The organism is Pseudomonas sp. GL_135 (assembly GCF_057834665.1).
Genome location: NZ_CM174408.1, coordinates 1 through 23,637, shown reverse-complemented (window position 1 = coordinate 23,637; position 23,637 = coordinate 1). Strand labels below are relative to the sequence as shown.

Sequence of the window (23,637 nt, the reverse complement as noted above, 5' to 3'; positions counted from 1 at the left end):
AGGGCATTACCCCGCCCTTACCACCTCAGCGGTGACCAGATCCCGGATCACACTTGGGTTGCGACGCCCGCCAAGAGTGCCACCCAGGACCAGGTCCAGCTGTTCGTGAAAATACTGCTCAACGCGCAGTCGTGAGCGGGCAGCGGGGCGGCCGGTCGGGTTGGCGGAAGTCGACACCAAGGGGCCTGTCAGGGCGCACAACTCGCGAACGATAGGGTGATCGCTGACCCGGAGGGCGACGGTGTCATGCTTTCCGGTGATCCAGTCCGGCAACAGGCCTTGATGGGGCACCAGCCAGGTATTCGGTCCCGGCCAGGTGCTGGCCATGCGATCAATCCACAGCTCAGGGAAGTCCTCGAAAAGGAAATCGAACTGACGGATGTTGTCTGCGATCAGGATCAAGCCCTTATCAACAGGCCGCGCCTTGATTGCCAGCAGGCGATACACCGCCTCCGCATCCCAAGGGTCACAGCCCAGCCCCCACACCGCTTCGGTTGGATAGGCGATCACCGCCCCGGCCCGAATTTCTCGTGCGGCTTGCTGCACTCGCCAACTGCTGACCATCGTCCGTTCTCCCAAATTACGCAGGCGGGCAGTTTAACCTCAGCGTGCCCGGGCAAACCATCGCCCGGCTTCACAGGCCACGCTGCTGTCGAGTTCAAGCTCGGTCAGCGCTGCCAGAACTTTCGGCAAAGGCCAGCCGCTGTTGTGGGCCAGCGCCTCGCCGGTTTGAGGCGCTGCGTGCAATAGAGCCAGAAGCGGATGGAGCGGCGCCGACGGCTTATCAACGACGTCATGGCTCGGCGCAATGTTTTTCCAACCCTGCAGCGCTTCGAGAATGTGGTCGATGGTTTCCACAAGCACCGCCCCTTCACGGATCAACTGGTGACAACCCCTGGCGCCCGGATGATGGATCGAGCCGGGAATGGCGTAGACCTCACGGCCCTGCTCGGCGGCAAGACGTGCCGTGATCAGCGATCCACTGGCGACACTCGCCTCGACCACCAGCACGCCCAGGGATAAACCGCTGATGATTCGATTGCGCCGGGGAAAGTTGCTCGCGTGGGGACCTGCGTCCAGTGGCAGCTCGGAAATCACTGCGCCGCCATCGGCAATCATGCGCGCTGCAAGCTGGCGATGCCGCTGTGGATAAAGTTTTTCGATGCCTGTGCCAAGCACCCCGATTGTCCCGCCTTTTACATCCAGCGCACCTTGATGCGCGGCGCCGTCGATACCCAACGCCAACCCGCTGGTGATCACAAAACCAGCACCGGCCAGGCTCCTCGCGAACGCTGCAGCGGTGTCGAGCCCGGGTTTGGAAGCACGTCGACTGCCCACCATTCCGAGCTGCGGGCGATCAAGCAAAGCGCGGTTTCCGGCGATGAAGAGCAGGGGCGGTGGATCCGGGATTTCTGCCAACAGCGCAGGGTAGTCAGGGTCGTCCCACATCAGCAAATGCTGGCCCGGACGCTCTAACCAGGCCAGTGCAGCACTGGCTCCGTCGCGCACTTCGGCACTGCGACGCGCCTCGGCACTGGCCGCCGGCAGTCGTAGAGATCGCCACGCTGAAGCCGGCGCACTCAATGCGGCAGAGGCGCTGCCAAATGCATCGATGAGGGTGTGGAAACGTTTTGGACCGACTTCCGGCAGCCGATGCAAACGCAAACGGGCTTCCAGCTCTGCCGGCGACTGACCGGCCTTTTCGAACAACGGCATGTCATCTTCCTTGATCCGAGACCCACCTTAATCAGTGGATCAAGCTGTGGATAAGTCTGTTAACAACAATTTGATAAGTGAAGCATGCCGGTGGAGAAAAGTGATTTGCAGCTGATACATAGCATTACGGATTGCGGACTTTGTCCTGAACCGCCAGAGATCGGGTTGCGTGCAGCACCATGCCGTAGCTCAGTCGCTCGTACGTGCGGAAGACCATCAGCAGCCCTGAGCGCTCGTCGGGAATTTTGACCTGATCACCGTTGACCCGGTCACGCACCGTTTCGCCGGTCTTGTAGATGGCCAGCACGTTGCCTTCGGCCAAGCCATCCAGTCGGCCACGGTCGATGGTCACCACGTCGAACTCGCCGATCTGGGTCACGCCCCGGGGCACATCGATGATAGTGCCGCTGATCGGTTGCTGGGGCTCACTAGGGACAAAGGTGGAATTGATTCCGCGTTCTTCACTGACGAAGAGCCGATCGCCGAGGCGTACTTCCTGGGTCGAGCGCTGCAGTTGCAACGTCGCCACGTCACCTTCGCTGGCAACGATTTGGCCGCTGCCGATGTCATCGGCATTGATGCCCAGCACCACACCGCTCACCGGATCGACGTAGGTCTTGCCCTTGCGATAGATGCCGTACGACACATGGCTCGGTTCGAACTGCCCGCGGGCATAGATGCGATCACCCGCGCCACTGAGCACCCGCTCGCCGGGGCCGGCCACGACATGAGGCGCGGCTTCAAACTGGCTCGCGTTATCAATGATTCGATTGTTCAGCAGAAACGCATTGATTGCGCCCAGCGGGATAGTCGGGATCGCGTCGGCAATCGGCGTGCTGCGCACACGCGGGGAGAGTTTGATAGTGCCCCGGGACGCGCCGCGATTGACCACGATGCGTGGCTGACCATCGACGTAAATCAGGTTGAGCGTATCGCCGGGGTAGATCAGATCAGGGTCGTGAACCTGTGGATTGGCGCGCCAAAGCTCCGGCCACTTCCAGGGCTGGTTAAGAAATTTCCCGGAAATGTCCCAAAGTGTGTCACCGGCGACAACGGTGTAACTCTGTGGATGGCCATCCCTGAGCTGTACTTGCGCCTGGACAAGGCCTGTCGCGGCCAACAGCAGCAGGGCGAGTAGTGATTTCCTCATGCGGTGAATCCCTTTATCATGTTGGCTTCGCGTGAAACGCTGAGTCTTGCGAGACTTCCGGTTTTACTAGGGCTGCAGCTTGTGACGTCCCAAGCCTAGCAGCCGATTTTGACTTTACCCTACAGTGCATCCCTTACGTATATGGCCATTCTAAACATCCTCGAATTTCCCGATTCGCGCCTGCGCACCATCGCCAAGCCGGTGGCTGAAGTGGACGACGGCATTCGCCAGTTGGTCGACGACATGTTTGAAACCATGTACGAAGCGCCTGGCATCGGTCTCGCCGCGACGCAGGTTAACGTACACAAGCGCGTGGTGGTGATGGACCTCTCCGAAGATCGCAGCGAGCCGCGGGTGTTCATCAACCCGGAAATCGAGCCGCTCACCGACGAGATGGATCAGTACCAGGAGGGATGCCTTTCCGTTCCAGGTTTCTACGAAAACGTGGATCGCCCGCAGCGGGTCAAGGTCAAGGCACTGGGCCGTGATGGCCAGCCCTACGAATTCATCGCCGAGGGACTGCTCGCCGTGTGCATCCAGCACGAATGCGATCACTTGAACGGCAAGCTGTTCGTCGATTACCTGTCCAATCTCAAGCGCGACCGGATCAAGAAGAAGCTGGAAAAACTCCACAAGCAAAACGCCTGATCCCGCCATCCTCCTTTCTACCGTAGGAGCGCGATTGCCCGCGATAGCGACCTGTCCTCTGCCGCATATCTTGGCTGACACCACGCGATCGCGGGCAAGCGCGTTTCTACAGTCTTACTTCAAGAGAAGCCCATGACTGAGCCACTGCGCATCGTGTTTGCCGGCACCCCGGAATTCGCCGCCGAGCATTTGAAAGCCCTGCTCGACAGTCCCCACGACGTCATTGCGGTGTACACCCAGCCAGACCGCCCGGCCGGTCGTGGTCAGAAGCTGATGCCGAGCCCGGTCAAGCAGCTCGCCCTCCAACACAACATCCCTGTAATGCAGCCGCCTACCTTGCGCGCACCCGAAGCCCAGGCCGAGCTGGCCGAGTTGCAGCCGGATCTGCTGGTCGTGGTCGCTTATGGCCTGATTCTGCCGCAGACCGTGCTGGACATTCCGCGTCTGGGCTGCATCAACAGTCACGCCTCGTTGCTGCCACGCTGGCGCGGTGCTGCGCCGATTCAGCGCGCCGTGCAGGCCGGCGATGCCGAGAGCGGCGTGACGGTCATGCGTATGGAAGCGGGCCTGGACACCGGCCCGATGTTGCTCAAGGTGACGACGCCGATAACGGCCGACGACACCGGCGGCACGCTGCACGATCGTCTTGCCGAGCTCGGTCCACCCGCAGTGATTCAAGCCATCGCCGGGTTGGCGGAAGGCACGCTGGTTGGCGAAGTGCAGGACGACAGCCTCGCCACCTATGCGCACAAACTGAACAAAGACGAAGCACGCATCGACTGGACCCGTCCGGCGGTTGAGCTGGAAAGGTTGGTACGCGCCTTCAACCCTTGGCCGATCTGCCACACCACGCTGAACGACGAAGCGCTGAAAGTGCTGGCCGCGCAGGTCGCCGACGGGGAGGGCACGCCCGGCAGCATCATCGACGCGAGCAAAGACGGCCTGCTGGTCGCGTGCGGGAGTGGCGCACTGCGTCTGACCCGTCTGCAACTACCAGGCGGCAAACCGCTGGGCTTCGCTGACCTGTTCAATAGCCGCCGCGAGAAGTTCGCCGTCGGCACCGTCCTCGGTCAAGCGGTGGATGCGCAATGAACCCGCGTCTGGCCGCCGCCAAGGCTCTGGCTGCCGTGTTGGGCGGCAAGGCATCGCTGAACAGCTCTTTGCCTACACAACTGGACAAGGTTGAAGACCGCGACCGCGGGCTGACCCAGGACCTGGCATTTGGCACCGCGCGCTGGGAGCCGAGGCTGTCTGCGCTTGCGGCCAAGCTGCTGCAGAAACCATTCAAAACCGCTGATAACGACGTGCAGGCTTTATTGCTGGTCGGTCTGTATCAGCTGTTCTATTCGCGCATCCCCGCCCATGCTGCTATCGGCGAAACCGTGGGCTGTGCCGAGAAGCTGAAAAAACCGTGGGCGAAAGCGTTGCTCAATGCTGTGCTACGTCGCGCCCAACGGGAGGGCGAGGGATTGCTGACGGAGCTGGAACACGATCCAGTGGTGCGCACGGCTCATCCACGCTGGCTGCAAAAAGCGCTGAAAGCTGCATGGCCCGAGCATTGGGAAGCGATTTGTGCAGCAAACAATGCCCACCCGCCGATGATTTTGCGGGTCAACCGCCGGCACAAAACCCGCGAGCAGTACCTTCAGCTGTTGCTGGACGCAGGCATCGCCGCGACGCCTTGCACGTTCAGCCAGGATGGAATTGTGCTGACCGAACCGGGCGATGTTCGTTCGCTACCGGGTTTCGCTGAGGGCTGGATCAGCGTTCAGGATGAGGCCGCGCAACTGGCCGCCGACTTGCTGGAGCTGGCGCCGGGTCAACGTGTGCTGGACGCCTGTTGCGCACCGGGTGGCAAGACCTGCCATCTGCTGGAAGTACAACCGGGCCTGGCGGGCGTGGTCGCAGTGGATCTTGAAGCCAAGCGCATGGTGCGGGTCAGAGAGAACCTCGATCGCCTGGGCCTGAGTGCCGAGCTCATCGCCGCCGATGCCCGCGCCACCGATCAATGGTGGGACGGCAAACCGTTCCAGCGAATCCTGCTCGACGCGCCTTGCTCGGCGACTGGCGTGATTCGCCGCCACCCCGACATCAAGCTGACCCGCCAGGCGGATGACATTCCCGCCCTCGCCGCGCTGCAGGGCGAATTGCTCGACGCACTGTGGCCGACGCTGCAGGTGGGCGGAATTTTGCTGTATGCCACGTGCTCGACCCTGCCGACTGAAAACACGGAAGTCATTGACGCATTCCTGGCGCGTACGCCTGGCGCAAGGGAGCTGGACATTGCCGGTCAGCAAGGCAATCCGCCTCCTGGCTTGACGCAGCGCCACGGCCGTCAGTTGCTGGCGCAGGAAGGCGGGCATGACGGGTTTTACTACGCCAAACTGATCAAGATCGCAGCGGCGTGAGAACCAATACCCGGTGTGACGGCATCATCATTCAAGGAGAGACTGATTGAAGATCATCATTCTCGGCGCAGGGCAGGTCGGCGGTACGCTGGCCGAGCATCTGGCCAGCGAAGCCAATGACATCACTGTTGTGGACACCGATCAGGATCGTCTGCGGGCATTGGGTGATCGCCTTGATATCCGCACCGTTCATGGCCGCGGTTCGTTTCCGACCGTGTTGCGTCAGGCCGGCGCCGACGACGCCGACATGCTGGTGGCCGTGACCAGCAGCGACGAAACCAACATGGTCGCCTGCCAGGTCGCGTACACGCTGTTCCAGACGCCGACCAAGATTGCCCGCGTTCGCGAGTCGGCTTACCTGACCCGCTCAGGCCTGTTCGCCAACGGCGCCATTCCTGTCGACGTGCTGATCAGCCCTGAGCAAGTGGTCACCCATTACATCAAGCGGCTCATCGAATACCCCAGCGCGCTGCAAGTCATCGACTTCGCCGGCGGCAAAGTGCAGATGGTGGCGGTCAAGGCGTACTACGGCGGGCCTCTGGTGGGTCAGCAACTGCGTCAACTGCGCACGCACATGCCGAATGTCGACACGCGAGTTGCGGCCATTTTTCGTCGAGACCGTCCGATCATTCCCCAAGGCGATACGGTTATCGAGGCTGACGACGAGGTCTTTTTCATCGCTGCCAAGCCGGATATTCGCGCCGTCATGGGCGAGATGCGTCGCCTGGATGAAAGCTACAAGCGCATCGTGATTGCCGGGGGTGGCCAGATCGGCGAGCGGCTGGCAGAAGCTATCGAGAACCGCTATCAGGTCAAGATCATCGAGATGAACCCCGCCCGATGCCGTCACCTGTCAGACACACTGAACAACACGGTGATCCTGCAAGGCAGCTCTTCCGATCGTGACCTGCTCGTGGAAGAGAACATCGACAATGCCGACCTGTTTCTAGCGCTGACCAACGACGACGAGGCGAACATCATGTCGTCGTTGCTGGCCAAACGTCTCGGTGCCAAGAAGGTGATGACGATCATCAACAACCCGGCCTATGTCGATCTGGTGCAAGGCGGGGAGATTGATGTCGCGGTCAGCCCTCAGCTCGCCACCATTGGCACGTTGCTGGCACACGTGCGGCGCGGCGATATCGTCAGTGTGCATTCGTTGCGTCGGGGCGCGGCAGAAGCCATCGAGATCGTCGCCCATGGAGATGCCAAATCCAGCAAGGTGATTGGCAAAGCCATCATGCACATCAACCTGCCGCCCGGCACGACCATCGGCGCCATCACCCGCGCCGATCAGGTGATCATCGCCCATGACAGCACCGTGATCGAATCGGGCGATCACGTGGTCATGTTCCTTGTGGATAAAAAGTACATTCGCGACGTGGAACGACTGTTTCAGGTGGGCCTGAGCTTTTTTTAAAAGCTCAATACCAGCGCTTCTCGCCTTCCGGTCGTTTCTTGAAGCGCTTCATGGTCCACATGTATTGGCTGGGATAGGCACGCACGTATTTTTCAACCACCTTGCTCATGGCTGCTGCCGACGTTGCGGTGTCGGTGCTGTACATGTCGTCCGGCGCGGCTTCAAGTACGACCTTGTAGCCAGAACCATCCTCCAGACGCATGGCGTGAAGGAAAACGCCTACCGCCTTGCCGCCCGCCAGCATGTTCGGCACGAACTTGCTGGTCAGCGCCATTGTCCCGCAGAACGGCACAAATATACCTGCTGACTCGGCAGGTTCCGGGTCCGCCGGAATACCGACCGAGCCACCTTTGCGCACTTCCTTGATGACGCTGAGAATGCCTTCCTTGGTGGACGCTGCGACGCGGTTGCCCAACTGCACGCGCTGCTTGCGCAGCAGGTCGTCTACGGCCTTGAGCTTGGGTGGCCGGTAGAAAATGATCGGTTTGCACTGGCTGCAATAGAAGTGGTTGAGCACTTCCCAGTTGCCGAGATGGCTGGTGATTCCGACTACGCCCTTGCCCGACGCCAGGGCGTCTTTCAACACCTGAAGCCCTTCGACTTCGCGAACCAGATTGATCGACTTCTGCGCCGGCCAGATCCACGCGCAGGCGCTTTCGGTGAGGGTCTTGCCGATGTCCATCAGGCTGCGGCCGACCAGCGCTTCGAGTTCTTCAGGGCTCAGTTCGGGGAAGCACTTGGACAGGTTGATCCGCGCGACGTCGCGAGACCGGTTAGGCAACTTCCACATCAGCCAGCCAATGCAGGTGCCGACCCATTGCACTGCGCGCCACGGCAACAAAGCAAACAGGCGCAGTGCCCCAACCATCAAGGCGCCTTTGAACTTATCCACAGATCACTCCCGAATACATGAGGCGGCCATTGTAACCATTCATGGGAGCCGATTATCCACATCACCCGCCAGCTCGGCGTATCGATCGCAATCAACCGTATGGTCCATCACCATGCCGGTGGCCTGCATGTAGGCGTAACAGATAGTCGGGCCGACGAAGGTGAAGCCGGCTTTCTTCAGCGCTTTGCTCATCGCTTCGGCCTCAGGCGTAATGGCCGGGACTTCGCTGCGGTCCTTGAAGTGATTGACCTTCGGCTCGCCGCCCACGAAGGACCAGACAAACGCAACCGGATCCTCCAGCCGCAACCAGGCCAGAGCATTCTTGCGGGCAGCGTTGAGTTTGAGGCCGTTACGCACAATGCCGGGCTCCAGCATCAGCGCTTCGATTTCAGCATCGGTCATCGCCGCGATGCGCTGGACGTCGAAGCCGAACATCACTTCACGGTAGCGCTCACGCTTTTTCAGGATGGTGATCCACGACAGACCAGCCTGGAACCCTTCGAGCAACAGGAACTCGAACAGCATCTGCGCATCGCGCAACGGCACACCCCACTCTTGATCGTGGTAGTCCATGTAAAGCGGATCTTCGTTGCACCAAAAGCAGCGTGGCATAGGGCTCCCAAGGGTGGAGGCGCGGCCGAATCGGGTATACTCCCGCTCTTTAAATCGCAGCCCCCCAGTACAGGTGAATTTCGTGAGCCAGCCTACGCCAGCCGTGCGTACCTTCCAAGACTTGATCCTCGCCCTCCAGCAATACTGGGCTGAGCAAGGTTGTGTGGTACTTCAGCCCTACGATATGGAAGTGGGCGCCGGCACTTTCCACACCGCTACGTTTCTGCGCGCCATCGGCCCGGAAACCTGGAACGCCGCCTACGTACAACCGAGCCGTCGTCCTACCGATGGCCGTTATGGCGAGAACCCGAATCGCCTGCAGCACTACTATCAATTCCAGGTCGTTCTCAAGCCTAACCCGGACAATTTCCAGGAGCTGTACCTTGGCTCGCTGAAGCACGTGGGTCTTGACCCACTCGTGCACGACGTCCGCTTTGTCGAAGACAACTGGGAATCCCCAACCCTCGGCGCCTGGGGCCTGGGTTGGGAAATCTGGCTGAACGGCATGGAAGTGTCGCAATTCACGTACTTCCAACAAGTCGGCGGTATCGAGTGCTACCCGGTCACCGGCGAAATCACCTACGGCCTCGAACGTCTGGCGATGTACCTGCAAGGCGTCGAGTCGGTCTACGACCTGGTCTGGACTGACGGCCCGTTCGGCAAAGTCACCTACGGCGACGTGTTCCATCAGAACGAAGTGGAGCAGTCGACTTACAACTTCGAGCACGCCAACGTCGACAAACTGTTCGAGTTGTTCGATTTCTATGAGAGCGAAGCCGTGCGCCTGATCGAGGTCGAGCTGCCACTGCCGAGCTACGAAATGGTCCTCAAGGCCTCTCACACCTTTAACTTGCTGGATGCCCGTCGCGCGATTTCCGTGACGGCGCGTCAGCAGTACATTCTGCGCGTCCGCACCCTGGCTCGCTCCGTGGCCCAGGCGTACCTGATGGCCCGGGCCAAGCTCGGCTTCCCGATGGCCGCGCCCGATATCCGCGATGAAGTGTTGGCCAAGCTGGAGGCTGCGCAATGAGTGCTCAAGATTTTCTGGTTGAACTGGGCACTGAAGAACTGCCACCCAAAGCATTGAATACCCTGGCCGATGCGTTCATGGCCGGTATCGAAAAAGGTCTGCAGGCTGCCGGTCTGACTTACAGCGCCAAGCAGGTCTATGCCGCGCCGCGTCGCCTGGCCGTGCTGATCAGTCAACTCGCCACCGAGCAGCCGGATCGCAGCGTCAATCTGGACGGCCCGCCAAGCCAGGCCGCGTTCGATGCCGATGGCAATCCGACCCAGGCGGCCTTGGGCTTCGCCAAGAAGTGCGGCGTGGACCTGAGCGAAATCGATCAGAGCGGCCCGAAACTGCGCTACAGCCAGAGCATTCCTGGCAAGCCAACGTTGAGTCTGCTGCCGACCATCATCGAAGATTCCCTCAACGACCTGCCGATCCCGAAGCGCATGCGCTGGGGCGCGCGCAAGGAAGAATTCGTACGTCCGACCCAGTGGCTGGTCATGCTGTTTGGTGATCAAGTCGTCGACTGCACCATCCTCGCCCAGACGTCCGGTCGTGAATCCCGTGGCCATCGCTTCCATCATCCGGACAGCGTGCGCATTTCGTCCCCAGCCAATTACGCCAGCGACTTGCGCGCGGCCTATGTGCTTGCAGATTTCAACGAGCGTCGTCAGTTGATCAGCAAGCGCGTCGAAGAGCTCGCCACGCAACACCAAGGTACCGCCATCGTGCCGCCAGCACTGCTCGATGAAGTGACTGCGCTGGTCGAGTGGCCAGTGCCGCTGGTGTGCTCGTTCGAGGAGCGTTTCCTTGAAGTACCGCAGGAAGCCCTCATCACCACGATGCAGGACAACCAGAAGTACTTTTGCCTGCTGGATGCCGAAGGCAAGCTGCTGCCGCGCTTCATTACTGTCGCGAACATCGACAGCAAGGACCCTTCCCAGATCGTCCACGGCAATGAGAAGGTTGTTCGCCCCCGTCTGACCGACGCCGAGTTCTTCTTTAAGCAGGACAAGAAGCAGAAGCTGGAGACCTTCAACCAGCGCCTGCAGAATGTGGTGTTCCAAGCGCAGTTGGGCACGGTTTTCGACAAAGCCGAGCGCGTTTCCAAGCTCGCTGCGTTCATCGCGCCACGCATTGGCGGCGATGCCCAGCGCGCCGCACGTGCAGGCTTGCTGTCCAAGTGCGATCTGGCGACCGAAATGGTTGGCGAGTTCCCCGAGATGCAGGGCGTTGCAGGCTACTACTACGCCTTGGCCGACGGCGAACCCGAAGACGTCGCACTGGCGTTGAACGAACAGTACATGCCGCGCGGCGCTGGCGCTGAATTGCCAGGCACGTTGACCGGCGCCGCTGTCGCCATCGCCGACAAGCTCGACACACTCGTGGGTATCTTCGGTATTGGCATGCTGCCGACCGGGAGTAAAGACCCGTACGCCTTGCGTCGGGCCGCGCTCGGCATCCTGCGCATCTTGATCGAGAAGAAGCTGGATCTGGATCTGGTCAAGACCGTGCAGTTCGCCGTCGCTCAGTTCGGTGTGAAGATCAAACCGGCCGGTTTGCCGGAGCAGGTTTTGGAGTTCATCTTCGACCGTCTGCGCGCGCGTTATGAAGACGAAGGCGTAGACGTTTCGGTTTACCTGTCGGTGCGTGCCTTGCAGCCTGCTTCGGCGCTGGACTTCGATCAACGTGTTCAGGCTGTTCAGGCCTTCCGCAAATTGCCTGAAGCGGCAGCACTGGCCGCCGTGAACAAGCGCGTTTCCAATCTGCTGAGCAAAGCGGACGGGAACATCGCCCAGACCGTCGAACCGAAGTACTTCGATAACGCCAACGAATTCTCGCTGTACTCGGCGATTCAGCAAGCAGATCAGGCCGTAGCGCCGATGTCTGCCAGCCGTCAGTACAACGAAGCGCTGACCCGTCTTGCGGCACTTCGCGAGCCTGTGGATGCGTTTTTCGAGGCCGTGATGGTCAATGCGGAAGACGCCAGCGTGCGAGCCAACCGGTACGCCTTGCTTGCCCGTCTGCGCAATCTGTTCCTCGGCGTTGCCGACATCTCGTTGTTGGGCTGACAGCGGAGCGGATGCCAATGAAGTTGCTGATTCTCGATCGGGACGGGGTGATCAACCAGGACTCCGACGCCTACATCAAGTCGGTGGAGGAATGGGTTCCGATCCCTGGCTCAATCGAGGCCATTGCGCAACTGACCAAAGCAGGCTGGACGGTGGCAGTGGCTACCAACCAGTCCGGCATCGCTCGCGGTTACTACGATCTCGCAACGCTCGATGCCATGCACGCACGCCTGCGTGAACTCGTGGCGGAGGAGGGTGGCGAGGTCGGACTGGTCGTTTATTGCCCCCACGGCCCGGACGCCAACTGCGACTGCCGGAAGCCAAAACCGGGAATGCTGAAGGTCATTGCCCGCCATTACGCCGTCGATTTACGCGGCGTGTGGTTTGTGGGCGACAGCAAGGGTGACCTGGAGGCGGCGGTGGCCGTCGACTCACAACCTGTTCTGGTCTTGACCGGTAAAGGTCGGAAGACGCGAAGCGGTGCATTGCCCGCAGGCACGTTGGTTTTCGATGATCTGGCGGCGGTTGCCGCAGAACTAATCCACAACAGCGCCCCGTTGAACGGCTAACGGCTATTCAACGGCTCGCTCAATTCGGGCAATTGCCCCGTAACGGTAAAAGCAGCTATGTCGATTGTGCAGGCCATCAGGATTTTCTTCTTTTACCTGCTGCTGGGCACTACCGCCCTGCTGTGGTGCTCGCTGAGTTTCTTTATTGCGCCTTTCCTGCCGTTCCGTCTTCGTTATCGCTTCATCAACGTGTACTGGTGCCGCTGCGCCTTGTGGCTGACCCGCGTTTTCCTCAACATCAAAGTCAACGTCACCGGCCAGGAAAATATTCCCGACACACCGTGTGTGATCGTCTCCAACCACCAGAGCACGTGGGAAACTTTTTTTCTCTCGGCCCACTTTCAGCCTTTGAGCCAAGTGCTCAAGCGGGAGCTGTTGTACGTGCCATTCTTTGGCTGGGCCATGGCGATGCTGCGTCCTATCGCCATCGATCGCAACAACCCCAAAGCAGCCCTTAAAGTTGTGGCAAAGAAAGGCGACGAGTTGCTAAAAGACCGGGTCTGGGTGCTGATCTTCCCTGAAGGCACACGCGTACCCTACGGCCAGATCGGAAAGTTCTCGCGCAGCGGATCGGCACTGGCGGTTAACGCGGACTTGCCCGTCCTGCCCATCTCCCACAATGCCGGCCGCTATTGGCCTAAAGAGGGCTGGGGTAAAAAGCCGGGCACCATCGAAGTAGTGATTGGCAAACCGATGTACCCAGAGGGCACTGGCCCTCGCGCAATCGCTGCGCTTAACGATCGAGTGTCAGCGTGGAACGAACAAACCCAGCGCGACTTGGGATCGCCCGCAATACCCGCACCCGCACCCGAGAAAACACCGGCGTGAATTGTGGATAACCTGTGCACGAATAAATCAGAATTTGAAGAATTCGCTGCTAACTCGTTAATTTAAATGCTTATTTCTTCAGGCGCTTAAAACGGCAAAACGTGCATAAGTTTTTTCTCAACGTCTGCCGATGACCCGAAAAGACCGGTCTTGAGCCTGTGCGGCCAAGACCGATCTGTGAATCAAGCCGTTCTGGCCGGTGCTGACATTCGCAGATTGCAGAGCGCCCCTAGCCCCACCAATACAATCCCCCCACACGCCGCTGCGACAAATCCCATGGCGGGGGAAACGCTGTCGATCGCGAATCCCACAATCGGCGCGGACAGCGTCTGCCCTATTCGGTACGCCGAATCGTGTAACCCCATTACTTCACCTCTCACGCTGGAAGGTGCCAATTTGGCGACGGCTTCCGAGCCTGCGGCCAGCGTCGGTGTGCACAGCAAATTGGTGGGCAACAGCGCAAGCATCAGCCACCACCAGACGTCATCAAAAAACACCACGGGCAGCAGCAGCAGGCTCATTGCCAAGGCAAGTTTCATCTGCGACCACGACCTGTGAACAATCCCATGCACGTACCCACCCACAATGGAGGCAATAGACATGGCTGCGATGACATACCCCGTAAAGGCAAGTTGATCGCTGGCGCGCAGCACGGCGATCAGTGCCAGCTCGGTGCCATACAACACGAACAACGCACCCGCACTGACGAACATTACCGCCAGCAAACGGCCGCTCATCCAGGTGCGGAGTTTGGGACGTACGCGATCCGGATTTGCAGCGACTTCGTCCACATTGCGCGTCGGCCAGTTCAACACATAGAGCACGACATAGGAGAGCGCGCGCCAGAGGCCAATGCCCGCCAGAGTGGCAGTCGCCGAATAGGTAGTGATCAACAGGATGCCAGTGGCGGGCCCGATGACGAAGGAAAGCTCCATGAGCATCATGTTGAGCGAGTAGGCAGGCCGGCGCTGATCCTCCGGTACCAGACTGGCAACGAACTGCCTGGCAAGCGAACCCGTCGGCACCGTAAATAGACCGGCTACAAAAGCCAGAAGGACATACAGCCAGTAGCTCACCATCGGCAGCAGGATCCAGGCGAGGGTCGACAGCGTCCCGCATACCGCCACCACCGGGCGTAGGCCGTGACGGTCAATCATCCGGCCGAGGAGGGGAGAGCCAACGGCAAAACCCAAGGCGGTCGAGGTCCCCACTACGCCCGCATCAAAATAGCTGCCGCCCATTTCATTGAGCACATGCAGGCTCAACGTGAGCCCCATAATAGTCAGCGGCAGCCCCGCAACGAACATAAAGAACGTGGCAGGCAGCACTCGAGGGATGGCCAGCACTTTCTGGTATTTGCGAATCGACATAAGACTGAGGCTCCTTGGTCGTACATCTGTCCTGATGCAACGTTTTAATCGGAGGGAGTCCAGGTTTTTACCGCTGTCATTCGCCGTTCAAGGCGCAACGACACTGACCTGCCTAATAAAATCTATCGTTCGAGTTTCAGGGCCAAATTATTGGCTGACAGGGCATGCAGGTAATCCGCATCCCGATTAGAGATGCCAATTAGACGTGCATCATCCCCAGTGTATCGTTCAGGCTCACAACCATTTCCAACCCTCTCGATATCGCGCGTCCCCGACGGCGTGAGCGTCACAGCGGTGAATGGATCGAACCGACATGACCCTGATCTCGCGCGGAGGCTGTATGAATACGTTGGGTGACCTGGCGTCCAGAAGAAACAACAACTTCAACCTGATCAGAATGCTGGCCGCTACGGCGGTACTGATCTCCCACAGTTACCCTCTTGCACTCGGCCGTGAAGCGATCGAGCCGCTCTCGAAGTGGATTGGTCTGTCTCTGGGTGAACTGGCGGTAATCACATTCTTCTGCGTCTCCGGCTTTTTTATCTCCCTGAGTCGCGATCGCGCGGCCAGCACGATGGACTTTTTCATCGCTCGATTTCTGCGCATCTATCCTGGGCTAACACTTGTGCTGCTGCTCAGCGTGTTTCTGATCGGACCCTTGTTTACGACAGTGAGTCCTTCGGAATATTTCAGCTCAGGTGAAACGTATGGTTATCTGACCCATAACCTGACGCTCTTTAGCATGAAATTCCAGCTGCCTGCCGTGTTCGAGAACAACCCTTGGCCCGGCATCAACGGGTCGCTGTGGACGCTCTTTTACGAGGTCACGCTCTACGTACTGGTCGGCGGACTTGGCGCATTCGCGTTCTACAGTGAGGGACGCAAATTCGCGGGCTTTCTAATGATTTACGCTGCGCTGTATGTCGCCTTCAAAGCCTTGATGCTGAACACCACGCTGCTCGTAGATTTCCACCGTGCCGAGTTCTTCTTCACGTGGAGTTTGCCGTTTGTGCTGGGTATGTCGTTCTACCGATATCGCGACAATATCCCGCATCGATTTATTGGCTTCCTGCCTTTCGCCGCGTTAGCCGTCTGCACCTGGCGCACGCCGTATTTCTTTGAGTCCTTTGTGCTGGCCTGGGCGTATTTGATTTTCTACCTCGGGTTTGCCACTCGCCCCGTGATCGACCGTTACAACCAGCTGGGTGATTACTCGTACGGCGTTTATATCTATGCATTCCCGATCCAGGAAATCCTGGCCCATCTGTTCAAAGGTATTGGGCCCGTCAGCATGATGCTGCTCGCGTTCCCGCTTGTGTTAATGGCAGCCATATTCTCTTGGCACCTTATCGAGAAGCCGGCCATGGCGTGGCGCCATGGGGTTGCCGGGGTTTTTAGCGGTGGCCTGGACAGCTTGAAAACCCGTTGGATCAGAGCAGGGAAGGGTACCGCATGAAGACCTGCGCATTGGGGAAGGACCTAAACGCATACGGCATAGGTTCTACAGGGAGTTTGCGATGAAAAGATTCCAGGTGCTGGACGGCTTCCGGGGTATCTGCGCGCTAAGCGTTGCGGTTTATCACATGCACATTCCACAGAGTTTCGGTGAATGGGCGTTCTTTAGAAATGCTCATTACATGGTTAGCTTTTTCTTCGTCCTAAGCGGCTTTGTCATGGTTCACACCTACGGCCAGCGTCTGGCAACGACGGACCAGTTCAGGCAGTTTTTCATCACTCGCACCTTTCGACTGTACCCCTTGCACGTCTTTGTACTTCTGCTCGCCATCGCGTTGGAGGTTATGAAGCTGGGCGCGGAGCACGCCGGCATAGCGTTCAATCAGCCCAGCTTCACCGGACAGCGTGCGCCTGAGGAAATCATTCCCAACCTGCTGCTGTTGCAATCCTGGTGGCCGGGATTCAATCCGCAGTCCTTCAACTTTCCGGCATGGAGTATCAGTGTCGAGTACTACCTCTACATGATCTTCGCGGGAATACTCGTGTGTACTCCGCGCTTTGCCACGCTGATATTTCTGGTTATCACTCTGACGGCTACGGCTTGCCTCTCCCTGGGACTTGCCTTCCTGATGGAGCCCGCCTTGCAAGGCCTGTCCTGTTTCTTCGCAGGCGTGATGACCTACCAGATCTATCAGGTCATCCATCACAAGAGCATTCCGCGCTGGCTGCACACAGCGTTGGAAGTGGTCGGGATCTGCCTGACAGTGAACTTGCTGGTGAGTAACGCCGATCACAAACAGATCATTCTGATGTTGAGCTTCTGCGCGCTGATGCTGATTTTCTCGTTTGAGGGAGGCGTCATCTCCACCCTGTTGAAGGCTGGCCCCTTTGAAAAACTGGGCACGCTTTCCTACTCGATCTACATGACCCATGCGATGGTGCTATTCGCCTTTACACTCGCCATGCTGCTGGTGGGGAAAATCACCGGCCACGCTATCGTCACCTACGCCGGTGCTTCGCCAGGTCCGATGCTTTCTTTCAACAACCCAGTGGCTGATAACTTCCTGCTGCTTGGCTTATTGATCATCATCGTGGGCATATCTGCGGTCAGCCACCGCTTCATTGAACTGCGAGGTATTGAATGGGGCAAACGCTTGAGCAGGCGAGGGCGGATCACGTCGGCAATCAATCCAATCAAAACCGTTAGCTGAATCCCCAAACGAAACAGCCCCAATGATTCGCATCATTGGGGCTGTTTCGTTAGCGGCGGAACCTTAGAAATCCAGGTTCGACACCGCCAGTGCGTTGGCTTCGATGAAGTCGCGGCGCGGTTCTACTGCATCACCCATCAAGGTGTTGAAAATCTGATCAGCGCCGATGGCGTCTTCGATCGTCACCTTGAGCATGCGTCGGACACTTGGGTCCATCGTGGTTTCCCACAATTGGTCGGGGTTCATCTCACCGAGCCCCTTATAGCGCTGAATCGTGTGACGCTTGGTGCTTTCTGCCATCAACCAGGCCAGTGCTTCCTTGAACTCCGTCACAGCTTTTTTGCGTTCGCCACGTTGAACGTAAGCGCCTTCTTCCAGCAGCGTGCTGATCTGAGCACCTAGCGCTGTGACTGTCTTGTAGTCGTTGCTGCCGAAGAAATCGCGGTTGAACGTCACGTAGTTGGACAACCCATGGGAGATCAGTTCGACCTCTGGCAGCCATACGTTACGCTCGCGGTCTTCACGCAAGCTGGCCTTGTAGACCAAGCCGGATTTCTCACCCACTCGCAGGCGTTCATCAAACTTCGCCAGCCACTCTTGCATGGCGGCATGATCAGACAGCTGCTCCATTGGCACAGCTGGCAGGTAGACGAAGTGCTCGGTCAGCTCTTGCGGGTACAGACGGGAGAGACGCTTCAGGGTCTTCATGACCATGCGGAAGTCGTGAACCAGTTTCTCCAGCGCTGCACCAGAAATGCCAGGCGCCGATTCGTTCAGGTGCAGGCTTGCATCCTCAAGAGCCGACTGAGTCATGTACTCTTCCATGGCATCGTCGTCTTTGATGTACTGCTCTTGCTTACCCTTCTTCACCTTGTACAGCGGCGGCTGGGCAATGTAGATGTAGCCACGCTCTACCAATTCCGGCAGTTGACGGAAGAAGAATGTCAGCAACAGTGTACGGATGTGCGAACCGTCGACGTCAGCATCGGTCATGATGATGATGTTGTGATAGCGCAGTTTTTCGATGTTGTACTCGTCACGGCCAATACCGCAGCCCAGTGCCGTGATCAACGTACCCACTTCCTGGGACGAGATCATCTTGTCGAAGCGAGCCTTTTCCACGTTCAGGATCTTGCCCTTCAGTGGCAGGATGGCCTGAGTCTTACGGTTACGTCCCTGCTTGGCGGAACCGCCAGCAGAGTCACCTTCCACAAGATACAGCTCGGAAAGGGCAGGGTCCTTTTCCTGGCAGTCAGCCAGCTTGCCGGGCAGGCCTGCGATATCCAGCGCACCTTTGCGGCGAGTCATCTCACGGGCTTTACGCGCGGCTTCACGAGCACGTGCCGCATCGATCATCTTGCCGACAACGGCTTTGGCTTCGTTTGGGTTCTCGAGCAGGAAGTCAGAAAAGTACTTGCCCATTTCCTGCTCAACCGCGGTCTTCACTTCTGAAGACACCAGCTTGTCTTTCGTCTGCGAGCTGAACTTCGGATCAGGAACCTTGACGGAGATGATCGCTGTCAGGCCTTCACGCGCATCGTCACCGGTGGTGGCGACCTTGTGCTTCTTCGCCAAACCTTCCTGCTCAATGTAGTTGTTCAGGTTACGCGTCAGGGCAGAGCGGAAGCCGACGAGGTGGGTACCACCGTCGCGCTGCGGAATGTTGTTGGTGAAGCACAGCAGGTTTTCATTGAAGCTGTCATTCCACTGCAGGGCAATCTCAACGCCGATGCCATCCTCACGCTGGATGTTGAAGTGGAAGACCTGATTCACAGGTGTCTTGTTGGTGTTCAAGTATTCAACGAACGCCCGCAGACCGCCTTCATATTTGAACAGCTCTTCCTTGCCGCTGCGCTCGTCCTTAAGAACGATACCCACACCGGAGTTGAGGAACGACAACTCGCGAATGCGCTTGGCGAGGATGTCCCAGCTGAAGTGAATATTCTTGAAGGTTTCGGAGGAGGGCTTGAAGTGGATCTCTGTACCCGTGGTGTCACTTTCACCAACGATCTGCATTGGCTCTTGTGGAACACCATGAACGTACGTCTGTTCCCACACTTTACCGCTGCGGCGAACAGTGAGGTTTAAAACCTCGGAAAGTGCGTTGACGACCGAAACGCCCACACCGTGCAGACCGCCTGACACCTTGTAGGAGTTGTCGTCGAACTTACCGCCAGCGTGCAATACAGTCATGATGACTTCGGCCGCTGAAACGCCTTCTTCTTTATGCACGTCAACCGGAATGCCACGACCGTTGTCACGAACAGTGATCGATTCGTCCGGGTGAATGATGATACTGATGTCGTCACAGTGACCGGCCAACGCCTCGTCGATCGAGTTGTCCACAACCTCAAACACCATATGGTGGAGGCCGCTGCCATCGTCTGTGTCGCCGATATACATACCAGGACGCTTGCGTACGGCATCGAGCCCTTTCAGCACTTTGATGCTGGTCGAGTCGTACGTTTGGTTTTCGCTCATGCCTTCACTCCCGGTGGTCGTGGGTCTGGGTAATATTGCCGTGTTCCACGTGGAACAAAGCAACTGGCGTTTCCATCAGCCAGCCTTCCCTCAACAATTCATGATCTACGCAGGTGATAAACACCTGGCAGCGTAATTCTTCCAGCAGGCGACATAGCGCACCGCGGTGATTCTCATCGAGTTCCGATGGAAGATCGTCGACGAGATAAATGCATTGGCCCCGACGGGCCGCACTGACTAGATGTCCTTGAGCAATACGAAGGGCACAGACCACGAGCTTCTGTTGCCCGCGGGAAAGGATATCCGCCGCGTTGTGCCCGCCAAGTCGCAAGCGCAAATCTGCACGTTGCGGCCCCGCTTGCGTGTGACCCATTTGCTGGTCACGGTAGAGGGACGCTGACAGAACGTCACTCAGGTTTTTCTCTTTGTCCCATCCTCGATAGTAACTAAGCGTCAGCCCATCGATCTGAACAAGCTCACTCAGTGTCTGCTCGAACACAGGCTTCAGGGCTTTGATATAAGCGCGCCGAAACTCGTCGATTTCATCGCTCGCAAGACACAGTTCACGGTCCCATGCGGCCTGCGAAGCGGCGTCAAGTGTACCATGGCGAAGCCACGAGTTCCGCTGCCTGAGGGCCTTCTGAAGCCGCTGCCACGTCGACATGAAACGAGGTTCCACGTGGAACACTCCCCAATCCAGAAACTGACGACGGATCTTCGGCGCACCCTCAAGGAGTCGAAAACTGTCCGGGTTGATCAGCTGGAGCGGTAACGTCTCGGCGAGTTGCGCGGCGCTCTTTGCGTTCTGCCCATCAATACGGATCTGGAAGTCTCCCTGACGCTCTCGGGAAACACCCAGACTGCTGTGGCCACCTTCAGCAAGTTCAACCTGGCCGAAGACCGTGCACGCAGGTTGCTCGTATTGAATAACTGGCTGCAATCGCGCGCTACGAAAAGAGCGCGCCAAGCCAAGGAGATGGATAGCTTCCAGCACACTGGTTTTGCCGCTGCCGTTGGCGCCGTAGAGGATGTTGATGCGGGGAGATGGGGAGAAGGTCACCGGGTGCAGATTGCGCACTCCGGTGACCGAGACGCGGCTAAGAGACATCGATCAACTGCTGTTACAGGCGCATCGGCATAACGACATAGGCCGAGTCGTCGTTGCCTGACTCCTGCACCAAAGCGCTGCTGTTCGAGTCCGAAAGAATCAGACGGACTTGCTCCGTGGTCATGACACCCAGGACGTCGAGCAGGTAGCTCACGTTAAATCCGATCTCAAGAGAGCTGCCGTTGTAGTCGACGCTGATTTCTTCCTCGGCTTCTTCCTGCTCCGGGTTGTTCGCTTGAATCTTCAACTGGCCGTTGGCCAACTGAAGGCGGATACCCCGATATTTTTCGTTGGAGAGAATTGCCGTACGGCTGAACGCCTCGCGCAGTGCCTGACGATCACCGACGACTAGCTTGTCACCGCCCTTGGGCAGCACTCGCTCGTAGTCAGGGAATTTGCCATCGACAAGCTTGGATGTGAATGTGAACTCACCCGTGGTCGCGCGAATGTGATGCTGACCCAGCACGATGCTGACCAGACCGTCTTGCTCAGTGAGCAGTCGCGCGAGTTCGAGGATGCCCTTACGCGGCACGATCACCTGGTGGCGGTCAGCTTGCTCGATCTCTGCAGCCATGGAACACATCGCAAGACGATGCCCATCGGTAGCGACCGCGCGGAGAATGCCCGACTGGACCTCAAGCAGCATGCCGTTGAGGTAGTAGCGGACGTCCTGCTGGGCCATGGCAAAGCTGGTGCGCTCGATCAAGCGGCGCAGCTTGCTTTGAATAAGGCTGAACGTAAGCGAACCCGGACCTTCTTCCACAGTAGGGAAGTCATTGGCAGGCAAGGTAGAAAGCGTAAAGCGGCTGCGACCCGCTTTGACAATCAGCTTTTGCTCGTCGAGCTTGATGTCAATCAGCGCGTCATTGGGAATGCTTTTGCAGATGTCCATCAGCTTGCGCGCGGGGACGGTGATTTCGCCGGGCTCAGCAGGCTCTTCCAACTGCACACGGCCGACCAGCTCGACTTCGAGGTCGGTACCGGTCAAAGACAACTGCTGGCCCTCAACGACCAAGAGTACGTTCGAAAGAACCGGCAAGGTCTGACGGCGTTCGACAACGCCCGCGACCAGTTGCAGGGGTTTCAACAGGGCTTCGCGTTGAATGGTGAAATGCATGGTCTAGTCCCTTGCCTTGATAAGCTGCGTCAGCGTCACGTTGTCAATGTCCGCAGCAGGTTCTTGTAGTCCTCGCGGATGTCCGCATCGGATTCTTTCAATTCGTTGATCTTCCGGCACGCGTGCAACACCGTTGTGTGGTCACGGCCGCCAAACACATCGCCGATTTCCGGAAGACTGTGGTTGGTCAGTTCCTTGGACAAAGCCATCGCTACTTGCCGCGGTCTTGCGACAGACCTCGATCGGCGTTTGGACAGCAAGTCGGAGATCTTGATCTTGTAGTACTCGGCGACGGTCCGCTGAATGTTATCCACACTCACCAGCTTGTCTTGCAATGCGAGCAAGTCCTTCAAGGATTCACGGATCAGTTCAATGGTGATGTCTCGGCCCATGAAGTGCGAGTGAGCGATGACACGCTTCAGCGCACCCTCAAGCTCACGCACGTTAGACCGGATGCGCTGAGCAATGAAGAACGCGGCGTCATGAGGGAGATCGACTTTCGCCTGATCTGCCTTCTTCATCAAAATCGCCACCCGCGTTTCCAGCTCCGGAGGCTCGACCGCTACTGTCAGGCCCCAACCGAAACGTGACTTCAGGCGCTCTTCCAGGCCTTCGATCTCTTTAGGGTAGCGGTCACTCGTGAGAATAACCTGCTGCCCCCCCTCCAAAAGCGCGTTGAAGGTGTGGAAAAACTCTTCCTGGGACCGCTCTTTGCGTGCAAAAAATTGAATGTCATCAATCAGTAGCGCATCGACTGAGCGATAGAAGCGCTTGAACTCATTGATTGCGTTGAGCTGAAGCGCCTTGACCATATCCGCCACAAAACGCTCGGAGTGCAAATACACAACCTTGGCATTAGGGTTCTTCTTGAGCAAGTGGTTACCCACAGCATGCATCAAGTGAGTTTTACCCAAGCCCACGCCGCCATACAGGAAGAGCGGGTTGTAACCGTGTTTGGGATTGTCCGCTACCTGCCAGGCGGCTGCTCGCGCCAGCTGGTTGGATTTACCTTCAACAAAGTTTTCGAACGTGAAGGTCCTGTTCAGATAGCTGGTGTGCTTCAGCGCGCCCTCAACCTGAACATTACGCTGCTCGGCGCGAGCAGGAGCTTGCTGGGAACTGGCGCCTGCCATTGGATCGAAGCTCGCCCGGGAAGGCTCGTCCTCGACATTCAAGGAGGTCTGAATCGTCGGAGCAGGTGTTGCGATGGACTGCGGCGCCGGTGAGGCCACCGGCGCATCGTTGTTGGTAGCGATCTGAGCGGCCTGAGATGCGGCAGCAGCTGCAGCGAGCGGTGCGTTCGGGGCTGCACGTGGCGCTGAACTACGCTTGCTGCCTATTAATAAGGAAAGCGCCGGCGCGACTCCCTGACCGTGCTCGCCCAGCAGCTCGAGCAATCGACCCAGGTACTTCTCATTGACCCAGTCCAGCACAAATCGGTTGGGTGCATACACGCGCAATTCGTCGCCTTCGGCTTCAACCTGTAACGGGCGGATCCAGGTGTTGAATTGCTGGGCAGGCAGCTCATCGCGCAAGAGCTCAACGCATTGCTGCCAAAGTTCCACTGACAC

20 protein-coding genes are annotated in these 23,637 nt (G+C 58.3%); 10 read left to right on the top strand and 10 right to left on the bottom strand.

What is annotated here, in order from left to right:
* Positions 1 to 6 precede the first annotated feature (6 nt).
* The 3 genes from tsaC to AC3ISG_RS00090 all read right to left on the bottom strand — a co-directional run bounded on the left by tsaC (position 7) and on the right by AC3ISG_RS00090 (position 2,866).
* Positions 7 to 564 carry an L-threonylcarbamoyladenylate synthase type 1 TsaC gene (gene tsaC, locus AC3ISG_RS00100; RefSeq protein WP_122534280.1) on the bottom strand — a complete coding sequence of 186 codons (558 nt, stop codon included), beginning with the start codon at positions 562 to 564 and terminating at the stop codon, positions 7 to 9.
* Between the two features lie 39 nt (positions 565 to 603).
* Positions 604 to 1,716 carry a DNA-processing protein DprA gene (gene dprA, locus AC3ISG_RS00095; protein ID WP_489298233.1) on the bottom strand — a complete coding sequence of 371 codons (1,113 nt, stop codon included), beginning with the start codon at positions 1,714 to 1,716 and terminating at the stop codon, positions 604 to 606.
* Between the two features lie 124 nt (positions 1,717 to 1,840).
* Positions 1,841 to 2,866 (bottom strand): LysM peptidoglycan-binding domain-containing protein, encoded by a 1,026-nt coding sequence (locus tag AC3ISG_RS00090; protein WP_272629856.1) that lies wholly within the window; start codon positions 2,864 to 2,866, stop codon positions 1,841 to 1,843.
* A 141-nt stretch (positions 2,867 to 3,007) separates the two neighbouring features.
* Between AC3ISG_RS00090 and def the strand changes: the two genes are divergently transcribed.
* The 4 genes from def (at position 3,008) to trkA (ending at position 7,342) form a co-directional block, all read left to right on the top strand.
* Positions 3,008 to 3,514 carry a peptide deformylase gene (gene def, locus AC3ISG_RS00085; RefSeq protein WP_122534277.1) on the top strand — a complete coding sequence of 169 codons (507 nt, stop codon included), beginning with the start codon at positions 3,008 to 3,010 and terminating at the stop codon, positions 3,512 to 3,514.
* A gap of 132 nt (positions 3,515 to 3,646) precedes the next feature.
* Positions 3,647 to 4,606 (top strand): methionyl-tRNA formyltransferase, encoded by a 960-nt coding sequence (fmt, locus tag AC3ISG_RS00080; RefSeq protein ID WP_489298232.1) that lies wholly within the window; start codon positions 3,647 to 3,649, stop codon positions 4,604 to 4,606.
* The gene (gene rsmB, locus AC3ISG_RS00075) at positions 4,603 to 5,922 is read left to right on the top strand and encodes a 16S rRNA (cytosine(967)-C(5))-methyltransferase RsmB (protein WP_489298231.1); all 1,320 of its coding nucleotides are present in this window, start codon (positions 4,603 to 4,605) and stop codon (positions 5,920 to 5,922) included. Before fmt ends, rsmB begins: the two co-directional genes overlap by 4 nt.
* A 46-nt stretch (positions 5,923 to 5,968) precedes the next feature.
* On the top strand, positions 5,969 to 7,342 hold the full coding sequence (gene trkA / locus AC3ISG_RS00070; RefSeq protein WP_122534274.1) for a Trk system potassium transporter TrkA: 1,374 nt from the start codon (positions 5,969 to 5,971) through the stop codon (positions 7,340 to 7,342).
* A 4-nt stretch (positions 7,343 to 7,346) separates the two neighbouring features.
* Here the strand turns inward: trkA and AC3ISG_RS00065 are convergent, their stop codons facing one another.
* Together AC3ISG_RS00065 and AC3ISG_RS00060 are read right to left on the bottom strand one after the other, a co-directional pair.
* A complete protein-coding gene (locus tag AC3ISG_RS00065) occupies positions 7,347 to 8,234 on the bottom strand; it encodes a lysophospholipid acyltransferase (protein ID WP_122534273.1) in 888 nt (295 codons plus the stop codon).
* 39 nt (positions 8,235 to 8,273) lie between these two features.
* Positions 8,274 to 8,846, bottom strand: a complete 573-nt coding sequence (locus AC3ISG_RS00060; RefSeq protein ID WP_489298230.1) for a DNA-3-methyladenine glycosylase I — start codon at positions 8,844 to 8,846, stop codon at positions 8,274 to 8,276.
* 82 nt (positions 8,847 to 8,928) lie between these two features.
* Here AC3ISG_RS00060 and glyQ point away from each other — a divergent pair, with 82 nt between their 5' ends.
* The 4 genes from glyQ to AC3ISG_RS00040 are packed head-to-tail and all read left to right on the top strand — an operon-like array spanning position 8,929 to position 13,324.
* Positions 8,929 to 9,876 (top strand): glycine--tRNA ligase subunit alpha, encoded by a 948-nt coding sequence (glyQ, locus tag AC3ISG_RS00055; protein WP_065988033.1) that lies wholly within the window; start codon positions 8,929 to 8,931, stop codon positions 9,874 to 9,876.
* A complete protein-coding gene (gene glyS, locus AC3ISG_RS00050; protein WP_489298229.1) occupies positions 9,873 to 11,927 on the top strand; it encodes a glycine--tRNA ligase subunit beta in 2,055 nt (684 codons plus the stop codon). The genes glyQ and glyS overlap by 4 nt, the downstream gene beginning before the upstream one ends.
* Before the next feature lie 11 nt (positions 11,928 to 11,938).
* Positions 11,939 to 12,496: a D-glycero-beta-D-manno-heptose 1,7-bisphosphate 7-phosphatase gene (gmhB, locus tag AC3ISG_RS00045; protein WP_489298228.1), complete on the top strand. Its 558-nt coding sequence runs from the start codon at positions 11,939 to 11,941 to the stop codon at positions 12,494 to 12,496.
* Positions 12,497 to 12,553: 57 nt separating this feature from the next.
* Positions 12,554 to 13,324 carry a lysophospholipid acyltransferase family protein gene (locus tag AC3ISG_RS00040; protein ID WP_489298227.1) on the top strand — a complete coding sequence of 257 codons (771 nt, stop codon included), beginning with the start codon at positions 12,554 to 12,556 and terminating at the stop codon, positions 13,322 to 13,324.
* Between the two features lie 182 nt (positions 13,325 to 13,506).
* On the opposite strand, the gene AC3ISG_RS00035 is transcribed toward AC3ISG_RS00040, so the two are convergent.
* Complete coding sequence (locus AC3ISG_RS00035; protein WP_206079317.1) at positions 13,507 to 14,694, bottom strand: MFS transporter; 1,188 nt, start codon at positions 14,692 to 14,694, stop codon at positions 13,507 to 13,509.
* Positions 14,695 to 15,007: 313 nt separating this feature from the next.
* Between AC3ISG_RS00035 and AC3ISG_RS00030 the strand changes: the two genes are divergently transcribed.
* Both AC3ISG_RS00030 and AC3ISG_RS00025 read left to right on the top strand, forming a co-directional pair.
* Complete coding sequence (locus AC3ISG_RS00030) at positions 15,008 to 16,150, top strand: acyltransferase family protein (RefSeq protein WP_489298226.1); 1,143 nt, start codon at positions 15,008 to 15,010, stop codon at positions 16,148 to 16,150.
* Positions 16,151 to 16,211: 61 nt separating this feature from the next.
* Complete coding sequence (locus AC3ISG_RS00025) at positions 16,212 to 17,360, top strand: acyltransferase family protein (protein WP_489298225.1); 1,149 nt, start codon at positions 16,212 to 16,214, stop codon at positions 17,358 to 17,360.
* Between the two features lie 63 nt (positions 17,361 to 17,423).
* Here the strand turns inward: AC3ISG_RS00025 and gyrB are convergent, their stop codons facing one another.
* Genes gyrB through dnaA form a run of 4 tightly spaced genes read right to left on the bottom strand, consistent with a single transcriptional unit; the run spans position 17,424 to position 23,637 of the window.
* Positions 17,424 to 19,841, bottom strand: a complete 2,418-nt coding sequence (gene gyrB / locus AC3ISG_RS00020; RefSeq protein ID WP_065988041.1) for a DNA topoisomerase (ATP-hydrolyzing) subunit B — start codon at positions 19,839 to 19,841, stop codon at positions 17,424 to 17,426.
* A gap of 4 nt (positions 19,842 to 19,845) precedes the next feature.
* Entirely contained in the window at positions 19,846 to 20,949 is a 1,104-nt protein-coding gene (gene recF, locus AC3ISG_RS00015) for a DNA replication/repair protein RecF (protein ID WP_489298224.1), read from the bottom strand.
* Between the two features lie 13 nt (positions 20,950 to 20,962).
* Entirely contained in the window at positions 20,963 to 22,066 is a 1,104-nt protein-coding gene (gene dnaN / locus AC3ISG_RS00010; RefSeq protein WP_122534264.1) for a DNA polymerase III subunit beta, read from the bottom strand.
* Positions 22,067 to 22,101: 35 nt separating this feature from the next.
* Positions 22,102 to 23,637: a chromosomal replication initiator protein DnaA gene (gene dnaA / locus AC3ISG_RS00005; protein ID WP_489298223.1), complete on the bottom strand. Its 1,536-nt coding sequence runs from the start codon at positions 23,635 to 23,637 to the stop codon at positions 22,102 to 22,104.